Source organism: Chitinophaga sp. CF118 (assembly GCF_900112615.1).
Lineage (GTDB): Bacteria > Bacteroidota > Bacteroidia > Chitinophagales > Chitinophagaceae > Chitinophaga.
Window position 1 is genome coordinate 232,364 of the sequence record NZ_FOMK01000005.1, and the last position, 20,557, is coordinate 252,920.

The window sequence follows — 20,557 nt, forward strand, 5'->3', positions numbered from 1 at the left end:
AGAGGTGCATCATACTTTTGATGCACCTCTTTTCTTTTTTAATATGGGACTCCAGGTAGCTGAAAATCAGTTGATTTAAAAGCCCTCTTAACAGAATATTTTCTGACTGGATTAAAGACTTTTATTATTTGTGAACTCTGTTTTGGAAACTTTTATTGGAATCCATGTTTGAAACAATGCTCCGTTTAAGCGATCCCTTAGCCCTTCATTTTTGTTATAAAAACAAAATCTTATCTCAGTCTATCCAGTGATTTAATCAGCCTTTCATCTTTATAAATTCCCCTGGCAGCCAGGAAAAGAAATACTAATATAAGTATTGGCAGGAATGCTGCTGGTTGATAGCTGGAAGTTGTAATTGTTTTACCACTTGTTTGCAGTGCATTCGCGAAATCCAATACTTTAAAGTATTGAAGTACAATAGCACCGATTGATAAAAATATATTAAGTACTGTTAATCTGAACTGTAGTTTGCGGTTCTTGAAGAGGAAGATGCATACCAGCGCCAATGCTACTATCAGCATATACAATACAAATATGAGATAGCTTGATTGTGCATTAAAATAAGTGACAGTGTTATCACCCAATACAGCTTTCCATATATCAAAAAACCAGGTGGCTGCACCGGCCGCAGCAGCTAACAAAAGGTAAAGACTTTGAATGCGTTGTATCATGTTAGTCAGTCAGATTTAAACATTGTAAAAGTAAGTAAATATTATGAACCTACTCTTTCGTGCTACTTTCTGTTCTTGCAATACTTTGTATATTGCACGTCCAAGAACAATCTCATTTGAATTATGGCAAAGAAATTGAACAAGCAGGATGCGCTGGATTACCACGCTATGGGACGGCCGGGAAAGATCGAAGTAATACCTACAAAGAACACTAAAACACAATGGGACCTCTCTCTCGCTTATTCTCCGGGAGTAGCTGAACCCTGCAAAGAAATTCACAAAGACACGGAAAATGTATATAAGTATACAGCCAAAGGTAACCTGGTAGCGGTTATCAGTAATGGTACCGCTGTATTAGGATTGGGAGATATTGGTCCTGAAGCCAGTAAACCTGTAATGGAAGGAAAGGCTGTGTTGTTCAAGATCTTTGCAGATATTGATGTATTCGATATTGAGCTGAATACCAGGGATATAGATGAATTTGTACAGGTGGTAAAGGCCCTGGAACCTACTTTCGGTGGTATTAACCTGGAAGATATTAAGAGCCCCGAATGTTTTGCCATCGAAGAGCGCCTGAAAAAGGAACTGAAGATCCCTATCATGCATGATGATCAGCATGGAACGGCAATTATTTCCAGTGCGGCATTACTCAATGCTCTGGAACTGGTAAAGAAAAAAATAGAGAAAGTAAAGATTGTAATAAATGGTGCCGGTGCCGCTGCCATGGCCTGTGCAAAGTTGTATGTGGCATTAGGTGCAAAGCTGGAAAATTTTACCATGTTTGATAAGAACGGGGTGCTGAATACCAGCCGTACAGACCTTACAGACATGCATAAGCAGTTTGCCACTACATCAAAAGTAAAGGAACTGGCAGAGGCGATGAAAGGAGCAGATGTATTTGTAGGACTGTCAGTAGGGAATGTGGTAACGCCGGATATGATCCGTGGAATGGCTAAGAATCCTATCGTTTTTGCAATGGCCAATCCTGATCCTGAAATCGCATATGATCTGGCTATCAGTTCCCGTCCGGATGTGATTATGGCTACCGGCCGTTCTGATCATCCTAACCAGGTGAACAATGTACTCGGGTTTCCATACATCTTCCGTGGAGCGCTGGATGTAAGAGCTACCCAGATCAATGAGGAAATGAAGCTGGCAGCGGTACATGCGCTGGCAGAACTGGCTAAAGATCCGGTTCCGGATATTGTAAATCTGGCTTATAACGAGAAAAATCTCTTTTTCAGTCCTAAATATATCATTCCAAAACCGCTGGATCCACGTTTGCTGAGCCATGTGGCTCCTGCAGTAGCTAAAGCAGCAATGGAAAGTGGTGTAGCACAACAGCCGATCGTTAACTGGGATGAGTACACGGAAGTACTGAACAAACGACTCGGACTGGATAATCAGCTATTCCGCGTGATTGGTACCAAGGCTCGTCAGGATCCACGTAAGGTGGTATTTGCGGAAGCAGATAACCTGAAAGTGCTGAAAGCATCGCAGGTAGTGCGCGATGAGGGAATTGCCTTCCCGATCCTGCTGGGTAATGAATTGAAAATCAGAAAACTGGCAGCAGAAAATGGCATTGAGTTAGAGGATACAGTAATCATAGATCCCAAGAGTGATGAGATGCATGACAAGCGTCACCATTTCGGAGAGTTATTCTATAGCAAGCGTCAGCGCAAAGGATTTAACCTTTATGAGGCCAAAAAAGTGATGCGTGAGCGTAACTACTTTGGCTGTATGATGGTGGAAACCGGAGAAGCAGATGCACTCATTTCCGGTCTCACCCGCAATTATCCTGATACGATCCGCCCCGCATTGCAGGTGATTGGTATGGAGGATAATGTGAAGCGCGTAGCTGGTATGTATATCATCAATACCAAACGTGGCCCGCTGTTCCTGGCAGATACTACGGTGAACTTCAATCCTACTGCAGAAGAACTGGCAGATATCACACTTTTGGTAGCTAATGAAGTAAGGCAGTTCAACATCACCCCACGTATAGCCATGGTATCTTATTCCAACTTTGGCTCCAGTGGTACACCAGAAGCACAGCTGGTGAGCAAAGCCCGTGAAATAGTGAAAAAGAAAGATCCTACCCTTACGGTGGATGGTGAGATCCAGGCTGCTATGGCTTTCAACAAGGAAATTATGAAGGATAATTATCCTTTCAGTGAATTGATAGATCATGAAGTGAATACGCTCATCTTCCCGAATCTCACGGCAGGTAATGTGGCTTATAACCTGTTACAGGAAGTGGCTGGTTTTGATGCTATAGGTCCCATTCTGCTGGGCATGAAGAAACCGGTACACATTCTTCAGTTAGGTAGTACCGTCCGACAGATTGTAAACATGGTGAATATTGCCGTGGTGGATGCTCAGCATAAATGTTGCGAAGAAGTAGTGACTAAGAAGAAATAGTAACCTTAAGTGGTTTATAAACATGGCTCTGGAACACTATATAATATTTTTTATTACATAGTGTCCCGAAGCCATGTTTTCATTTTGGGACATAAGAGCTCCAGGGATGTGCTGGTAAAGCTGGATTGCTAATGATCAATAAATACACCTTGTCTGCTGTGATGCTTAGGTGAAGTAAAATAAAGATCTGATCTATAATCTTATTCCAAAGCCCAATTAAGATACTGAACAGGCAGACGCAGTGTATTTATTGATCATTACCAATCTATTACCCAATTAAGACACTAAACAAGCAATTCCAATCTATAACCATATAATTGCCTGTATTCTACGGCATAGGCAAGTCAGAAAGACCACTATAAATAAAAACCTCCGATATTTGAATAATGCAGCACATCTCAAAAAAGAAAGCATTTTTCCCGATCAACCCGGCATTCAGAGGTTATCTGAAGCTCTATGAGAGAGAAGTGTCCCTGCCCATCTCTTATGAGGAACTGCGTTATTTCGATAACAGTATTCCGGTATACGACAAACAGGGGAAGGATACCCTCTGGGAATCGGTATTTTATCCACAAAGTATGTTCGGGCAGCTGCAGGCCGGACTGAAAAGGGTCTATTCCATTATGAAGGCCGGCGGCGACCAGACAGCAGAAGAGCATCTGCATATAGAGCGGATAGATTTCTGCACTTTTGGCAACTCCCATCCTTTCCGTATTAAGATTGTGAACACCTATAATGAGGTGTACGATTATTTTTATATTAAGGTTGCTGATGCGTCCCGGATTTACGGGTTGGAGCTGGAACATCTTTTATCCCCTTACTGGATGAATTTCCTGATAGACGGTAATACGCTGGTAGAAGAACATATTGCCGGCGTACCGGGCGATCAGTTTGCGGCGCATTACCTGGATCGTCCCGAATTTAATCCCAAACGTATTGCCAAAGAATTTGTGAAGTTTAATGAGCGTTGTTTTGTGAGACTGCTGGGTGACATGCGCTCCTACAACTTCGTGTTTGATATTACCCCGGACTTTGACGATGTACAATTCAGAATCCGGGCTATCGACTTTGATCAGCAGTTCTATGAGGGGAAGCGTACGTTGTATATGCCACAGTTTTTTAAGGAAAACCGGGTATTTGTGGAACTGGCAATGAAACACCTCAATGCGGAAGTAGTAAAGCAATACCAGCAGGAAGAACGCTCGCTGATAGCCCGCAGAATCAAAGTACAGAGGCACCGGATGAAAGATCTGAGGGATGTGATTATGACAGACAGGGTATCTTTTCCTGAAAAAATAGCCCAGTTGGGCCATGAGCTGGCAGAATACTATGATGACTCGGTATTTTCCCGCTGTAAAACAATGGGAGAGATCATAGAGCGCAGTTTGAAGCGTTTGCTTGTCAGGAGCCTGAGATGATTATAACATTTTCCACTATCTTTGGCCAGTTATGGAGTTTAGATTCTTTCATCATTTCGGAAGTTACCTGCTTATGCTTAGAGGAATGTTTTCCAGACCGGAAAACATGAAGATGTACTGGAAAGAGTTTATGCTTCAGTGCGTTGATATAGGCGTTGGTTCATTAGGTATCGTCCTTATCATCTCTATTTTCATGGGAGGTGTAACCACATTACAGATCTCTTACCAGCTGGTAAGTCCAATCATTCCCAAGGCTACCATTGCACAGGTAGTAAGGGATACCATCATCCTGGAATTTGCACCTACGCTAACCTGTATTGTATTAGCGGGTGTGGTAGGCTCCAAGATAGCCTCTGAACTGGGAAATATGAGGGTATCCGAACAAATTGATGCCCTGGAGATTATGGGAATCAATACAAAAGGATATCTTATCGGTCCCAAAATCCTCTCAGCTCTTATTATGATCCCCTGCCTGATTGCTATCGCCGGCTTCCTGGGTATCTGGGGTGGGCTGGAAGCGGGTTCTCTGGCAGGTATCCTTTCCCCGGAAGAGTTCATGCAGGGCTTAAGACAGGAATTCAAGGCATATAATATCTTCTTTGCCTTATTTAAATCATTCGTATTTGCCTTTATTATAGCAAGTGTCCCTTCCTATTACGGTTATAACGTACAGGGGGGAGCGCTGGAAATTGGTAAAGCGAGTACTACTGCGGTGGTAGTTACCTGTGTCCTTATATTGTTTATGGACTACATACTGGCAGCACTGTTATTAAATTGATCATTCGTATTGTATGATAGAGTTGGTAAATATCAAGAAGAGTTTTGGCGATAAGGTGATCCTGCCGGAAGTATCGGCTGTGATGGAAACGGGGAAGGTGAATCTGATTATAGGTTCCAGCGGAAGCGGCAAAACGGTGATGATGAAATGTATGGTGGGACTGATGGAAGCGGATAGTGGTAAAGTATTATATGAAGGGAAGGACTTTACCGGAATGCAGGAACGTGACAGGAAGGAGATCAGACGTGAAATAGGTATGCTGTTCCAGGGATCTGCCCTGTTCGACAGTATGACTGTGGAGCAGAATGTGATGTTTCCCCTGAATATGTTCGGAGATGGAACACTCCGGGAAAAGAAAAAACGGGTAATGGAATGCCTGGAAAGAGTACAGCTGAAGGATGCCGCAAAGAAATTCCCAGCCGAAATAAGCGGAGGGATGAAAAAAAGGGTAGGTATTGCCAGGGCTATTGTACTCAACCCCAAGTACCTGTTCTGTGATGAGCCTAATTCAGGGCTGGATCCTCAAACTTCCCTGCTTATAGATAAGCTGATCAAGGAACTGACACAGGAATTCAATATAACAACGGTTATTAATACACATGATATGAATACCGTTATGGAAAGCGGGGATCATATTGTTTATATGTACAGAGGACGTAAACAGTGGGAAGGAAGTAATAAGGATATTATTTTTAGTAAGGATGAGAAACTGAATGATTTTATATTTGCGTCCGACTTCCTCCGGGAAGCCAAGGAAATACGGCAAATGGAAATATTCCAGCAGACCGACTGGAGGGATAAGCTGAAAAAAGATTGATTGGGAATTTAAGATTAGGACTTTAATTTTGCCGATATCATTATAAAACAATAAACCAAGCGCGATGAGTGTTTTAGTCAATAAGCATAGCAAAGTGATTGTACAGGGCTTTACCGGTACAGAAGGTACATTCCATGCCTCACAGATGATAGAGTATGGCACGCAGGTAGTAGGCGGTGTTACACCAGGTAAAGGTGGCAGCAAGCACCTGGATCGTCCGGTATTTAATACAGTAGACGATGCCGTAAAAGCTACCGGAGCTAATGTATCTATCATTTTCGTTCCACCCGGATTCGCAGCAGATGCCATTATGGAAGCTGCCGAAGCTGGTATAGAACTGATAGTATGTATCACAGAAGGTATTCCTGTACAGGATATGATCAGGGCTAAGAACTTCCTGGTAGGCCATACATCATCACGCCTGATCGGGCCAAACTGCCCTGGTGTGATCACTGCCGATGAAGCGAAAGTAGGTATCATGCCTGGTTTTATTTTCAAGAAAGGTAACATTGGTATCGTATCTAAATCCGGTACTTTAACATATGAAGCTGCTGATCAGGTAGTTAAGGCTGGTCTGGGTGTTTCTACTGCTATTGGTATCGGTGGAGATCCAATCATTGGTACCCCTACCAAAGAAGCAGTTGAACTGCTCATGAATGATCCTGAAACTGTAGGTATCATCATGATCGGTGAGATCGGTGGTAGCATGGAAGCTGAAGCTGCACTGTGGATCAAAGAAAACGGTACCAAGCCTGTAGTAGGCTTTATTGCTGGCCAGACAGCGCCTCCGGGCCGCCGTATGGGTCATGCCGGTGCTATCATCGGTGGTGCTGATGATACTGCTGCTGCTAAAATGAAGATCATGGCAGAGTGTGGTATCCACGTAGTAGATAGTCCTGCTAACATTGGTCAGACTATGGCATCAGTGCTGAAAGGCGTGAAAGCATAGAGATCAGTCAGTTAATGATATAGAAAGTCCTTCTTCGGAATTGCCGGAGAAGGATTTTTTTTGCTTAAAGGTTTATTTTCTTGACTTTTATACCCGTGCATTGTGGAATACCCTGAAATTCTGCATCCTATTCATACAATTAACCTTAAACGCTGTCCGTATGCGCCTCATTTTAAGTTTATGTTTTTTTTTAACGTTTATCAGTACTAGTCTTATGGCCCAGTTTAACTATGATGCCCATTGGAAGAAAGTAGGTGAATTCGACAAAAAAGGATTACCCAAATCGGCATTGGAAGAAGTGAACACCATTTATGCGCAGGCCGTTAAGCAAAAGGAGGATGTCCATCTGCTGAAAGCACTCATTTTGCGCATAAAGTATATCAGTAATACCGAAGAGGATGAAACGCTGAAGAACCTGCAGGACATTAATACCCATATCAGTCAGTTCAACGGCCCGGTAAAAGCCATACTGCTTAGTATGAAGGGGGAGAAGCTGTGGAACTACCTGCAGCAGAACAGGTATAAATTCTACCGCCGTACCGCTGTAGAAAATGATACTACTACAGATGTGGCTGCATGGAGTATCACACGCCTGAATAAAGAAATAGCAACAGCATACGAAGGTTCCCTGGAACAGGATGCTGCACTGAAAAAGATAGCCATTGCCACTTATGATGCCATCCTGGAAAAAGGACAGAATACCAGGGAATTACGGCCTACGTTATACGATCTGCTGGCACATCGTGCACTGGATTATTTCAAATCCGGAGAAATAATGATGTCCCGCCCGGCCAATCAGTTTATACTACGTGATCCCGCTGCTTTTGCTCCGTTGCCTGTATTTGCAGCCCACCATTTCGCAACAGAAGATAGTACATCCCTGCAATACAAAGCATTATTACTGTTGCAGGATTTATTGCGTTTCCACGAAAAGGATGGTAAAGCAGTACTGCTGGATCTTGATCTGGAAAGGATCGGATACATGAATCAGGTAGCTGTAATAGCAGGTAAAGATTCGTTATATGTGAAACTGCTGACTGAAATGGAGCAGACTTACACCGGAACTCCGGATGTAACACAGGTAATATACCTGCTGGCACAGCATTATTATGGTTTAAGTCAGGCCGACGGGAAACCAACCAGGGCAGAAAATATACTCAAGGCAAAGGCATTATGTGATAAAGCAGTAAAAATGGCACCGGCCTCCCATGGTGGTATTGATTGTGCTAACTTACTGCGGGATATCACATCCAAAGACCTGAAAATGGAAACTGAACTGGTGAACATTCCTGGTTTACCATTCCGCACACTTGTCACTTATAAGAATATTAATAAAATTTATCTGCGGGTAGCCCGTATTGACGAAGCCTTTCGTCAGGCACTGCGGGATAAATCCATGAGTTATGATAGTGAAGAGGGTTACTGGAAGTTGATAAAAGAGAGGGCCGGTCTCAAAACATGGGAACAGCCTTTACCTGGATCGGAAGATTTCCTGCAGCATAGTACAGAGATTAAAATAGATGCATTGCCATTAGGCCAATATATGATCCTGGCAAGTGCAACACCCGATTTCCCCCTGAAAGAAAATCTCCTTGCAGCACAGTTTATTCATGTATCAGAGATCAGTCATATCAGCAAGGATAATGGCGGCGATGATGCAAATCTCTTCTATGTTTTACATCGCCAGAGCGGGAAACCTATGGCTGATGTTAAGCTGAACGTATGGCAAACCGTAAGAGATCCGCGTACGGATAAAGACAATGCAAGCATTATATACAGTGCTGTTAGCGAAAAGGATGGTGCTGTACGGATAAAGACATTTAAGAATGGTACCAACATCAGGATGCAATGGATTAAAGGAGAAGATGATTTCTTCCCTGATGACTACCGGTATATTTATTCGTACAACTACGGGAAAGATCAGGATACCTCCAAACACAGAACATTCCTGTTTACAGACCGTGCTATTTACCGTCCGGGGCAAACAGTATACTTTAAAGGAATCGTTATAAAACAGGGAGAAGTACCCGGTAAAAGCCGTATTCTGCCTGCATATAAAACAGTAGTATACCTTTACGATAAAAATGGAGATAAAGCAGATTCCCTGGTTGTGACCACGAATGAATACGGTGCATATTCAGGAACATTCCGCTTACCGTTAGGCAGGTTGAACGGAGAATTCCGGTTAGAGGAAAAAGTGAATAGCGGAAGTGTTTCTTTCTCCGTAGAAGAATATAAAAGGCCTAAATTCTATGTTGAATTTGATAATATAAAAGGGAATTATCGTTTAGGTGATTCCGTTACTATCAACGGAAAGGCACTGGCTTACGCTGGAAATAACATTGATGGTGCAAAGGTGAAATATAAGGTAGTACGAGTAGCGCGATTCCCTTATCCATGGCTGATGTGGCGTACATTCTATAATGTTGCTCCACGGGAAATAGCACAGGGAGAAACTACTACATCTGCAGATGGCACATTCAATGTTGTGTTCCCTGTATTGCCCGATGAGACTGTAGACAAATCTTTAAAGCCCATCTTTACCTACACGGTGGAAGCTGATATTACAGATCTTAATGGGGAAACACATAGCGGTAATCAAAGCATCAGTGCCGGTTATCAGTCGTTAGAAATAGTTGTTAATATCAATAATACTTTAGTTCAGAAAGATCTGAGTGCGTTGCATATTGTCACGCAAAATATGAACGGTAATTTTGAACAGGCTAATGTTTCGGTGGTCGTAAAACCACTGCAGCATCCAGGTCGTCTTTTACGTGAACGTTACTGGGGCATGCCGGATCAGTTTGTAATTGCAAAGGATGGATATATCAAAGATTTTCCGGTAGATATTTATAAGGATGAAAACAAGCAGGAGAACTGGGAAAAAGGTGCAGCGCTGATAAAACAACAGGTTGTTACACAAAAGGACAGCACTGTTTCCCTGGATGCAAAATTACCCGCAGGTTTTTATGAACTGGAAGTAAGTACAGTTGATAAATATGGCGAAACAATTGTACAGAAGAAAACATTCGAGCTGGTAGATCCTACTGCAAAAACATTACCTTATCCGGCCTATTTTTGGAGTTATGGCAATAAGAAAAGTATAGAACCCGGAGAGACTACACAGTTGCTGCTGGGTACTGCTGCAAAGGATGTGCAGGTATTGCAGACTGTAGAGAAATTAAATCAGAAAGAAGTAATCAGTTCATTTGTTATAGACGGAAAGATAACAGACAGATCTTATACTGCAAGTGAAGAAGACCGGGGTAATATCCAGTTTCAGTTTGTATTTGTGAAAGACAATCGTGTATATACCCTTGAGGAAAACGTTATTGTTCCATGGACTAACAAACAATTGGATATCACAATTGCTACGCACCGTGATAAGTTATTACCTGGAGCAAAAGAACAGTGGCAGGTGCAGATTAAAGGGTATAAAGGAACATCTGTGGCCGCAGAAATGCTGGCAACAATGTATGATGCTTCACTGGATGCCTTCCGCAGGCATGGCTGGTCACAGCCTGATCTGTATCCTTCTTTGTATTCAAGTCGCGTATGGACTGGCGCTGTAAATTTCAGAGAAATTGTATCTACTAATCGTGAGGATTATAAAACTCCGGAATTACCGGAAGCTAAGCCATTCAGTTATGACGCGTTGAACTGGTTCTATGAATATGGCAATAATCTTAAAACTAAGGAGGAGGCTTCTGGTATCAGGATAAGAGGCGTTAGTTCTGATGCTGCAAGGAATATGGCACCACCATCACCGGCAGCAGCTCGTATGGACTTAGCTAAAGGTGCCCCGCAAATGATGAGTGTAATGGCTGAACCGGGCGGCTCTTTTAAAAAGGAAGTAGCAGATAATGAAGTGGCTCCTGATGCCGGTAAGAAAACAGAAGAGAAAGTAGCTCCTCGTACTAACTTCAATGAAACAGCTTTCTTCTTCCCGGATCTGCGTACAGATAAAGAAGGTAATATCACCTTTGGGTTCACGGTGCCGGAAGCACTTACCAAATGGAATTTCTTAAGTCTTGCACATACAAAAGATGCTTCTTTTGGTAATGCGGTAAGCAGTGTTGTTACACAGAAATCATTGATGGTGCAGCCGAATGCCCCACGTTTTATGCGTGAAGGAGATAAGATAACATTCTCTGCCAAGATCAGCAACTTGTCTGATAGTAGCTTAACAGGCGAAGCACATCTGGAATTGCTGGATGCCACTACCATGCAACCGGTAGATGGCTGGTTCCAGAACATTTTCCCTGTACAGCATTTCACCGTACAGAAAGGACAAAGTACTGCTGTGAGTTTCCCTATAGATATTCCTTTCAACTTTGGTAGTTCACTTTTATACCGTGTAATAGCAAGAGCAGGCGCTTTCAGCGATGGTGAAGAAAATGCATTACCGGTATTGACCAACACAATGCTGGTGACTGAAACATTGCCACTGGCAATGCGTGGAGATGGTACCCGTTCCTTTACAATGCCTAAGCTGTTAACGAGCGATACATCAGAAACATTACAGCAACATTCTTTCACTGTTGAGTTCTCTGGCAATCCTGCCTGGTACGCGGTACAGGCATTGCCTTATCTGATGGAGTATCCGTACGAATGTTCAGAACAGGTATTTAACCGTTTTTATGCCAACACACTGGCATCGTATGTGGCCAATTCAATTCCTGGTATAAAGGATATGTTTGAGAAATGGAAGACAGAAGATACCACTGCCTTACAAAGCAATCTGCAGAAGAATGAAGAGTTAAAATCGGTATTGTTACAGGAAACTCCCTGGGTGCTCGACGCAAAAGATGAAGCAGAGCAGAAAAGGCGTATTGCATTATTGTTTGATCTTCAGAAGATGAGTGGTGAGCAGCAGAAAGCGATCACACAGTTAAAGCAGAAACAATTGCCTTCCGGTGCTTTCCCATGGTTTACCGGTATGTGGGAAGATCAGTATATCACACAATATATCCTGGTAGGTATTGGTCGTTTGCAACATGTAAAGGCACTTAAAGCGTCTGACGATGCTACCCAATCGATGGTGGACAAAGGGATGGCTTATGTAGAAAAACGGATAGATGAGGATTATCAAAGGATGAAAAAACAAAAGGTAGATCTGAGCAAACAACATCTCGGCTATCTTGAAGCGCATTATCTGTATTTGCGTAGCCTGTTCCCTGGCAAGCAGGTTCCCAAACAATACGAGGAATCTTATAAATACTATCTTTCACAGGCTAAGAAGTACTGGTTGCAACAGGGTAAATATACGCAGGCAATGCTGGCCCTGGCATTGCAGAGAAGTGATGACGGCCTTACAGCAAAAGCGATTATGCGTTCGTTGAAAGAGCATGCTATCGTAAATGATGAAATGGGCATGTACTGGAAAGATGTTCGCGCTGGTTACTGGTGGTATGAAGCGCCGATTGAAACACAGTCTATCCTGATAGAAGCATTTGAACAGGTAACAAATGATACCACTGCGGTAAGTGATATGAAAACCTGGTTATTGAAAAACAAACAAACCAATAACTGGCAAACCACGAAGGCAACTGCTGATGCCTGTTATGCCATGTTACTGGGTAGCAGCAACTGGCTGGCAGCTACTCCACAGGTAGATATTCATGTAGGTAGTAAAACGATCAGTTCTGCTACTGAAAAAACAGAAGCAGGTACCGCTTACTTTAAGAAACGTTTTGACGCGAAGGACGTGAAACCTGACATGGGTAAGATTGATGTAACGTTACAGGGTAGTCACGGACAGCCTGCATGGGGAGCAGTTTACTGGCAGTATTTTGAGCAGCTGGATAAAATAACCAGCGCCGCCACACCGCTTACTCTTCAAAAGCGCTTATTCATTCAGAAGAACACTGCCAGCGGTCCGTTGCTGACAGCAATCCAGGAAGGCAATGAACTGAAAGTGGGTGATAAGGTAAAGGTGCAGGTAACAATGAAGGTTGACAGGGATATGGAGTATGTACATCTGAAAGATATGCGTGCTGCCTGCTTTGAACCGGAAAATGTGATCAGCGCCAGCAAGTGGCAGAATGGGGTGAGTTATTATGAAAGCACCAAAGATGCTTCCACTAACTTCTTCTTCAGCCGTTTACCAAAAGGGACCTATGTGTTTGAATACACCCTGTTCGTAACCCATCAGGGTAACTTCAGCAATGGGATCAGTACTGCCCAGTGTATGTATGCGCCCGAATTTAGCGCTCATAGTGAAGGGGTGAGGGTGAAAGTGGTAGAATAACTCAAATCCGGAATAAAGCCTCTGAGGGGGATCAGAAAGCATTGTCTTTCTGATCCCCCTTTTTCATGCAGTAACAGCTCTGGTTCTGATAGGTTTTTCATGTACTGGAGCTGGCTACAAAATAAAATGAAGACGTTAAGAATCGTGAAAAAGCAACTTGTCTTCCACCACTCCCCAAGAGCGGGGATGCCTGTTAGTTAACCCCTGGTAATAAGTACTGAGATAGTATCCATACAGTACTATTTGATATAATAAAAAGATATTTTAGCCTTATATAACCCTTATCTTTATAGATAAGGGTTATATAAGGCTAAAATAAGACTAGGATAAGGCTTATATAAGGCTTATACCACTTGTAAGGTACTACTATGGTACATTTAGAGCAGGTTGTAATATGAATTAAAGAATAGTAGTTTCAAAATAAACCCATAATAACAGTGCTTTATATATATGCTGTTTTGTAAATGAGTTGTAAACTCGTCCCTTTCTCAGTTTTGGAGCATACATGACCTGTCGGGATATAACGTTAGTGAACGGAGCTGTTCAGAAACGTACACCATCATTCCGGAATCGAACAAAAATGTAGCCTCAGTTCTTTTTATATTTATGATTATCAATTGTTTAATCGGTGGTATTCTTTTTGTCCTGACCATGGCCTATTGGAATGGCTATTTTTAACAACAACCATTTCTGAATAGTTTCTTGTTCTCTTCCTGAGGGCCACGTTGGTAATTCCTGTTAAAAGTTTAAAAACGGAATAATGAAGAATAAAACATTTGCACTGGTCATTATTTTATTTTACTCATCGCATGCTGCTATCTCCCAAGAGATCATTAAGGATTCTATTTATTCCAATATTCTGAAAGAACAGCGGGCAATAGAAGTGGTGCTCCCGGATAAATACAAACCTGGTTCCGGCGAAAGATATGAAGTAACCTATGTAACAGATGGTGAATGGAACACAAAAATAGTTGCACAACTACAGCGTTTTGCAGGATACCAGTTTATGCCGCCGAATATAATTGTAAGTCTTCCCAATACTTATATAAACAAGGAAAATATGCGGAACAGGGATCTTACACCTACTCATATAGTGCAGAATCAATTATCCGGTGGTGCAGATAATTACATTGCATTTCTGAAAACAGAACTGATCCCTTACATCGAGAAAAAATATCCCACAAAGGGAGCGAGAACGTACCACGGTGGATCATTGGGCGGGTTGTTTGGGCTGTACACTTTTTTTAAAGAACCGGAATTATTCCAGTCTTATACACTGTCGGATCCTGCTTTCTGGTGGGATAATGGGTTGGTGATGAAGATGGCATCCCAAAAACTGGATTCATTGCCTAATCCGGAGAGGACGCTCTTCTTCACAGGTCGTGAAGGAAAACCTTTACAGGAAATGGGGGTTAAACAGATGGATTCTATTTTCCGGGCAAAGGCTCCTGCGGCCTTACACTGGAAGTGTGCTGTATATAACGGTGAAACGCATAATTCCATGATCTTTAAAACAGTGTATGACGGATTTAAATTCACGTATGAAGGGTATACTTCAGAGCCGATAGAATTTCATCCTATGGCCGGCATTGTGTTAAAAGACAAACCATTTAACCTATACTGTTTTCCAAACGAGTTTCAAACGGTGAGATATACAACAGATGGTACCGAACCTACCCCGGCATCTCCTAAAATTACAAATGGTATTACCCCGGTTACAATATCATCTCAACTAATAATAAAAGCATTTGACGCAAGGAAGGATTATGACAGGACAATGAAAGGGGATTTCACAATAGGAACCGTACTGCCTGTTGTTAAGAAACCGGGGAAAATAAAGCCCGGAGGATTGGATACTTTAGCGGGTACCATTGGTGGATATATCGAAATTAAAGAAGAAGGGTATTATATTTTCGGATTAATGCATCCTTCAATGAATACTAAACTATCACTGGGAAACCAACCCTTGTTTGATTATGATACTGCGACAGGTAAGGGTAGTGATCAATCTTATATCCTTCCGCTGACAAAAGGATTTTATCCGATACAAATAAAATACGCTGGGAATAAAGCGCCGGATCTGATGTATTTAGCGCCCGGGAAAGAAGATCCCAGCCCTATTCCAACAGAAATACAATATCATTAATAAAATTATCCTGCTATGTTTAAGAGTTATCTCAAAGCAATGCTTCGCAATCTGTGGAAGAACAAAACATATAGCTTCCTCAATATTTTTGGATTAGCTATAGGAATTGTATGTGCTGGTGTTATTTTCTTATGGGTAGAGGATGAAATGACTTATGATGATGTAAACCTAAAAAAAGACCGGCTTTATTCAGTAATGCAGAACTGGAACTACGATGGTGATATCCGTACATTCGGGTCTACTTCAGGGTTGCTGGCCGCGTCTATAAAGGCAGACATACCGGGCATTGCCAATGTGTGCCGGGTAACGAATTTCTCTCCTTCCTTTTTATTCAGCATAGGTGATAAATCTGTATATGCATCAGGTTTATATGCGGATTCTTCTGTATTCAGTATGTTCACCATGCCATTCGTACAGGGTAATGCAACCGATGCGTTTAAACAATTACATTCTATTGTAATTACCCAAAAAACAGCGAAGAAATTCTTTGGTGATGAAAAGAATGTATTGGGAAAAGCATTGACTGTTGATAATAAACAGCAGTATATTGTAAGCGGTGTTATTAAGGATCTTCCAGAAAACACGACCGTACGATTTGAATGGTTAATCCCATTTGAAGTATACGCACAGACGAATGAGAATCTGCGTAATTGGGGAAGTAATTCTCCTTTAACATACGTGGAACTGGCAGCAAATGCAGATGTTAATGGCATTAATAAAAAGCTCCGGAATTATTTAAAGAGTAAAAACCCGGATGCTATACAGCAAGCATTTTTGTTCAGCATGAATGACTGGCGTTTGCGTGGAGAATTTAAGAATGGGGAACAGGTTGGAGGTCGTATAGAATATGTTCACTTGTTTTCTCTCATAGCCTGGATCATTCTTTTTATAGCCTGTATCAATTTTATGAACCTGTCAACAGCACGCAGTGAAAAACGTGCAAGAGAAGTTGGTGTAAGAAAAGTAATGGGTGCAGGAAAAAATGGACTCATTATGCAGTTTATGGGAGAAGCATTGTTCATGTCTATGCTGGCATGTATGGTAGCTGTGATCATCATTGCACTGGTATTACCTGCTTGTAATGCACTGATGGGAAAGAGTCTTACAGTAGGTTTGGGTAACCCGGTTCATCTGTTGACACTGGTATTGATTACCCTTGTTTGTGGAGTAGTAGCAGGTAGTTATCCATCATTATACTTGTCATCATTCAATCCTGTATCTGTGCTCAAAGGGTGGAATATAAAAACAGGAGGTGCTGCATTTATAAGGAAGGGATTAGTTGTATTGCAGTTCACCGTTTCTATTGTACTAATCATCAGTACGGTGATTGTTTATCAGCAGATCGGTCATATTAAAAGCAGGGACCTTGGTTATGATAAGGATAACCTGATTGTGATGAATGTTCAGGGTGACATGCTAAAGAATTTCTCCTCCATAAGACAGGATTTGCAGAATACGGGAATGATAGAGAATGCTGCGCTGGCAGATCATATGACAATGTATGGTGGCAATAATACCAGTAATATCGAATGGGATGGCAAGGACGTTAACAGTAAAATTCTGGTCTCAAAGAGATTGGTAGATCACAACTTTTTGTCTACTGTCGGCCTGCATCTTATTGATGGCAGGGACTTTCAGTCAAATGCAGCAACCGATAGTTTTAGTGTGGTGATTACTGAATCGATGGCAAAATTGATGGGGAAGGGAAGTCAGGTAGGTAAAATGTTACATGTTCCCGGACTACCTTTCTCTACCTCTTCTATGAAGGTAGCAGGTGTGGTAAAAGATTATGTATATGGTGATATGTATGGTAAACCGGATCCCGTTATTTTCGTGTGTTTGCCGGGATTTACTAACTTAATGTATGTCCGTACAAAAGCGGGATATCATCCTGAACAGGTATTGGCGAAGATGGAAGGGGTCATGTTAAAAGATAACCCCGGATATCCTTTTGAATACCGGTTTGTAGATGATCAGTTCAATGCAATGTTTACAACTGAAACATTGATCAGTGAACTAGCAAGTGTATTTGCCTCACTGGCGATTATCATCTCCTGCCTCGGTTTATTCGGATTAGCGGCTTATACTGCAGAGCGCAGAACCAAAGAGATTGGCATCCGCAAAGTACTGGGCGCAAGTGTTGCGGGGATAGCCGGATTGCTTTCCAAAGACTTTTTAAAGCTGGTATGTTTGTCTACATTGGTCGCTTTCCCGCTGGCCTGGTGGACAATGAGTACATGGTTACAGAATTATGCTTACCGGGTATCTATTCACTGGTGGGTTTTCATTGCGGCAGGTGCTGCCGCTGTGCTGATCTCATTGCTGACGGTGAGTTATCAATCGGTAAGAGCAGCATTGATGGATCCTGTAAAGAGTTTGAAGACAGACTAACGGATCATGCTATTATATTAAATGCTCCTGATAAAGCAAATTTTGCTTTATCAGGAGCATCCTGTTTTTTAATAGAAAGAGTTCCATTCTCCCTACCTGGCTGAAAAATATATTACTGAGGATCCCGTGTACAGGTAAGTGTTCCATACCCCAACTGATCAAATCCTCCACTACCTGTTCCATAGTTTCCTCCTCCGCCTTCAGGTCTTACCTTTTCAGCATAACGGGTTGTATATGGAGCAGACAATCCTTTACGTTTTACATAGTGATTATATATCAACTCCCATACCGGGCGGGCGTTACCACGTGAAGCGTCACTGATGATCTCCTGATCCACACCCAAACAATTGGTATATGCAACATAAGGTACATCTTCGATTAGATTATACTTTGCTACATATTCGGCTCCTTTCAGAAAACGGTTGTCATCATATCCATACAAATCATCTCCCTGGCTCCAGGCCATTTCGCAAAAAGCACCCATCAATGCCATACCTAACATCGTATGCCCCTGATCACGACCGCTTTCCTGCCATTGTCCAAGTCCTCCATCATGAATGTAATACACCGCATTTTTAATATTACCATTTCCTGCTCCGTATTTGAAATAGGTGATGGCCTCATTATAAATATCCCTGTCATCACAAAGAACGCCGATCGACAGCGCCGCACACATATTACACAAGTCCCAGTTTGCATAATAATGCGCCATACATCTTTCTGACCTTGTTAGGAAATTATGATTTACTTTATAGAATACATTCAGCATCATTCGCTGAAAACGTGAAAGATCTGAAGAAGACCATCCTTTATATGTCCGCATAATCTCTGCTGCATTGGCAAATTCATATCCGTACAAACCTGCTGCCAGTACGGAATCGTTTGTTCCTGCCAGTAAGGTTAGTTTGGCCGACCATCCATTCATGATGCTGATCGACTTTTTTGCATATGCTTCATCGCCAGATACTTTCCATCTCAGTGCAGAAGCATAAGCAGCAGCTATATCATTAAATAATATAGCGTAATTCTCATCATGTACACCATCAGCCCCCCGGTAAACAATACTCTGCGGACTGGCAGAATAGTTTAATGAGGAATGACTATTAACCGTAAGTTGGTTCCAGCCGGATAACCAGGGTTCCGCGTTTGCCGCTACCTTTGCCTGCATACGTTCAAAATCTGCAGCTGTATGTAACAGGCCGGGATGTACGAAAACCGTATCATGATCCTTGATAGCTAAAGGAGCATAAGTTGTTTCTTTATCTTTTTTGCATGCCACAGCAAATAAAATGGATAGCGATAACGCACTGAGAAATGCGAACATGTAATTGGTTCTCATGAATTTAGGTTTAGTAGGTATGTTTATTGTTACACTGTTTAGGTCTTTTGCGACCGGTTTTTCAATAGAATAAAAGACAGTAGCTCATTGTTTACGACGACAATATGATCGTAAATATAAATATTTATTTATTAAAATGAGTAGATGGCCCTAAAGGATTGTATGTTATGCTTTTGTATTTATACTATTTATCAGTATTGGTCTTTCCCATGCAAACTTTGACTTGTCCGGAGCATTCTGTTTATTGTAATTTGCAGCCCAAATGAATGTAGATTTCCTCATTATAGGGCAGGGTATTGCCGGTACGTTGCTAAGCCATACTTTACTGGAAGCCGGTGCTTCTGTTCTGGTAATAGACGAGTATAGGCCTAACAGTGCCTCGCGTATTGCTGCCGGTGTGATTAACCCGGTGTCTGGCCGTCGCTTTACTATTTCCTGGTTGTATGATGATATTTACCCGGTAGCTGTAAAAACCTATCAGCACTTTGAGCAGTTGCTGGGAGTGCCGGTATTTAAGGATCGTAATATCTGGAATGTGCTTCCATCCGAACAATTGCGTGACGCGTTTATGGAAAGAACATCCGGTCTGGCCTATATGCAGGTACCGGAAACAGATCCATATGAACAGTTTCTGCATCAGCCTTTTGGTGCTGCCGTTATTAAAGGCGCTACAGTATTACTGCATAATTTATTGCCGGCCTGGAGGGAATATCTGAAAGAGCATAAGTCCCTGCGGGAAGAACGGATCGATCTGGCTGCACTGAAAATAAATGCGGATGGTATTCAATATAAGGACATCAGCGCAGGGCGTATTATTTTCTGTGAAGGAGCACAAACGATATCGAATCCCTGGTTTAACCAGATCCCTTTCCTGCTGAACAAAGGAGAGGTGTTGAGGGTAAGAATCCCCGGGTTTAATACAGAGGATATCATAAAGAGAAGTATAACATTGGTGCCACAGTCGCCCGAAACTTACTGGGTAGGGTCTACTTTTGCCTGGGATTATCCGGATGAAATGCCTACCCCTGAAAAAAGAGAGTACCTGGAAGCTGGTTTGCAGCAGCTGCTAAAGGTGCCTTATGAGATCCTGGAGCAGCAGGCAGGTGTCCGTCCTTCCGGTACAGACCGTCGCCCAATCATGGGATTACATCCCGAATATCCTGCTTTAGGCATCTTTAACGGGTTGGGAACCAAAGGGACTTCGTTGGCACCCGCTATGGCGGCTCAGTTTGCGGCTTACCTGCTCAGAAATGAGCCACTGCAGCCAGAAACAGATATTAAGCGTTTTTTTAACAGGCGTAAAGGATAGAAATGCAGGGATCAAACTGTATCTTTGCCGACCCCGGTAACGAAGTTCCGGGAGCAACTTTGAACTTT

General features: G+C 42.3%; 10 protein-coding genes and 2 pseudogenes. 10 read left to right on the forward strand and 2 right to left on the reverse strand.

Annotated features, from left to right (window positions below; all coding sequences use genetic code 11):
- Positions 1-230: 230 nt before the first annotated feature.
- Positions 231-671, reverse strand: coding sequence for a DUF4293 domain-containing protein (locus BM176_RS21240; protein ID WP_090106338.1), 441 nt, complete (start codon positions 669-671; stop codon positions 231-233).
- Positions 672-794: 123 nt separating this feature from the next.
- Here BM176_RS21240 and BM176_RS33135 point away from each other — a divergent pair.
- The 9 genes and pseudogenes from BM176_RS33135 to BM176_RS21280 form a co-directional block, all read left to right on the forward strand.
- Positions 795-2,021: pseudogene (locus tag BM176_RS33135) on the forward strand (malic enzyme-like NAD(P)-binding protein); the annotation flags it as partial.
- 75 nt (positions 2,022-2,096) lie between these two features.
- Positions 2,097-3,092 (forward strand): annotated as a pseudogene (locus tag BM176_RS33140) (phosphate acyltransferase); the annotation flags it as partial.
- Between the two features lie 386 nt (positions 3,093-3,478).
- Positions 3,479-4,510 (forward strand): hypothetical protein, encoded by a 1,032-nt coding sequence (locus BM176_RS21250; RefSeq protein ID WP_090106340.1) that lies wholly within the window; start codon positions 3,479-3,481, stop codon positions 4,508-4,510.
- 31 nt (positions 4,511-4,541) lie between these two features.
- Positions 4,542-5,288 (forward strand): MlaE family ABC transporter permease, encoded by a 747-nt coding sequence (locus tag BM176_RS21255; RefSeq protein WP_090106341.1) that lies wholly within the window; start codon positions 4,542-4,544, stop codon positions 5,286-5,288.
- Positions 5,289-5,301: 13 nt separating this feature from the next.
- Positions 5,302-6,105, forward strand: coding sequence for an ABC transporter ATP-binding protein (locus BM176_RS21260; protein ID WP_090106342.1), 804 nt, complete (start codon positions 5,302-5,304; stop codon positions 6,103-6,105).
- 64 nt (positions 6,106-6,169) lie between these two features.
- On the forward strand, positions 6,170-7,054 hold the full coding sequence (gene sucD / locus BM176_RS21265; RefSeq protein ID WP_090106343.1) for a succinate--CoA ligase subunit alpha: 885 nt from the start codon (positions 6,170-6,172) through the stop codon (positions 7,052-7,054).
- 214 nt (positions 7,055-7,268) lie between these two features.
- Positions 7,269-13,304 (forward strand): alpha-2-macroglobulin family protein, encoded by a 6,036-nt coding sequence (locus BM176_RS21270; protein ID WP_177230477.1) that lies wholly within the window; start codon positions 7,269-7,271, stop codon positions 13,302-13,304.
- A 760-nt stretch (positions 13,305-14,064) separates the two neighbouring features.
- A complete protein-coding gene (locus tag BM176_RS21275; protein WP_090106345.1) occupies positions 14,065-15,450 on the forward strand; it encodes an alpha/beta hydrolase-fold protein in 1,386 nt (461 codons plus the stop codon).
- 15 nt (positions 15,451-15,465) lie between these two features.
- Positions 15,466-17,841, forward strand: a complete 2,376-nt coding sequence (locus BM176_RS21280; RefSeq protein ID WP_090106346.1) for an ABC transporter permease — start codon at positions 15,466-15,468, stop codon at positions 17,839-17,841.
- A gap of 112 nt (positions 17,842-17,953) precedes the next feature.
- Here BM176_RS21280 and BM176_RS21285 read toward each other — a convergent pair whose 3' ends face one another.
- Complete coding sequence (locus tag BM176_RS21285) at positions 17,954-19,180, reverse strand: alginate lyase family protein (RefSeq protein WP_177230478.1); 1,227 nt, start codon at positions 19,178-19,180, stop codon at positions 17,954-17,956.
- A gap of 262 nt (positions 19,181-19,442) precedes the next feature.
- Here BM176_RS21285 and BM176_RS21290 point away from each other — a divergent pair, with 262 nt between their 5' ends.
- Positions 19,443-20,489, forward strand: coding sequence for an NAD(P)/FAD-dependent oxidoreductase (locus tag BM176_RS21290; RefSeq protein WP_090106348.1), 1,047 nt, complete (start codon positions 19,443-19,445; stop codon positions 20,487-20,489).
- Positions 20,490-20,557: the final 68 nt, after the last annotated feature.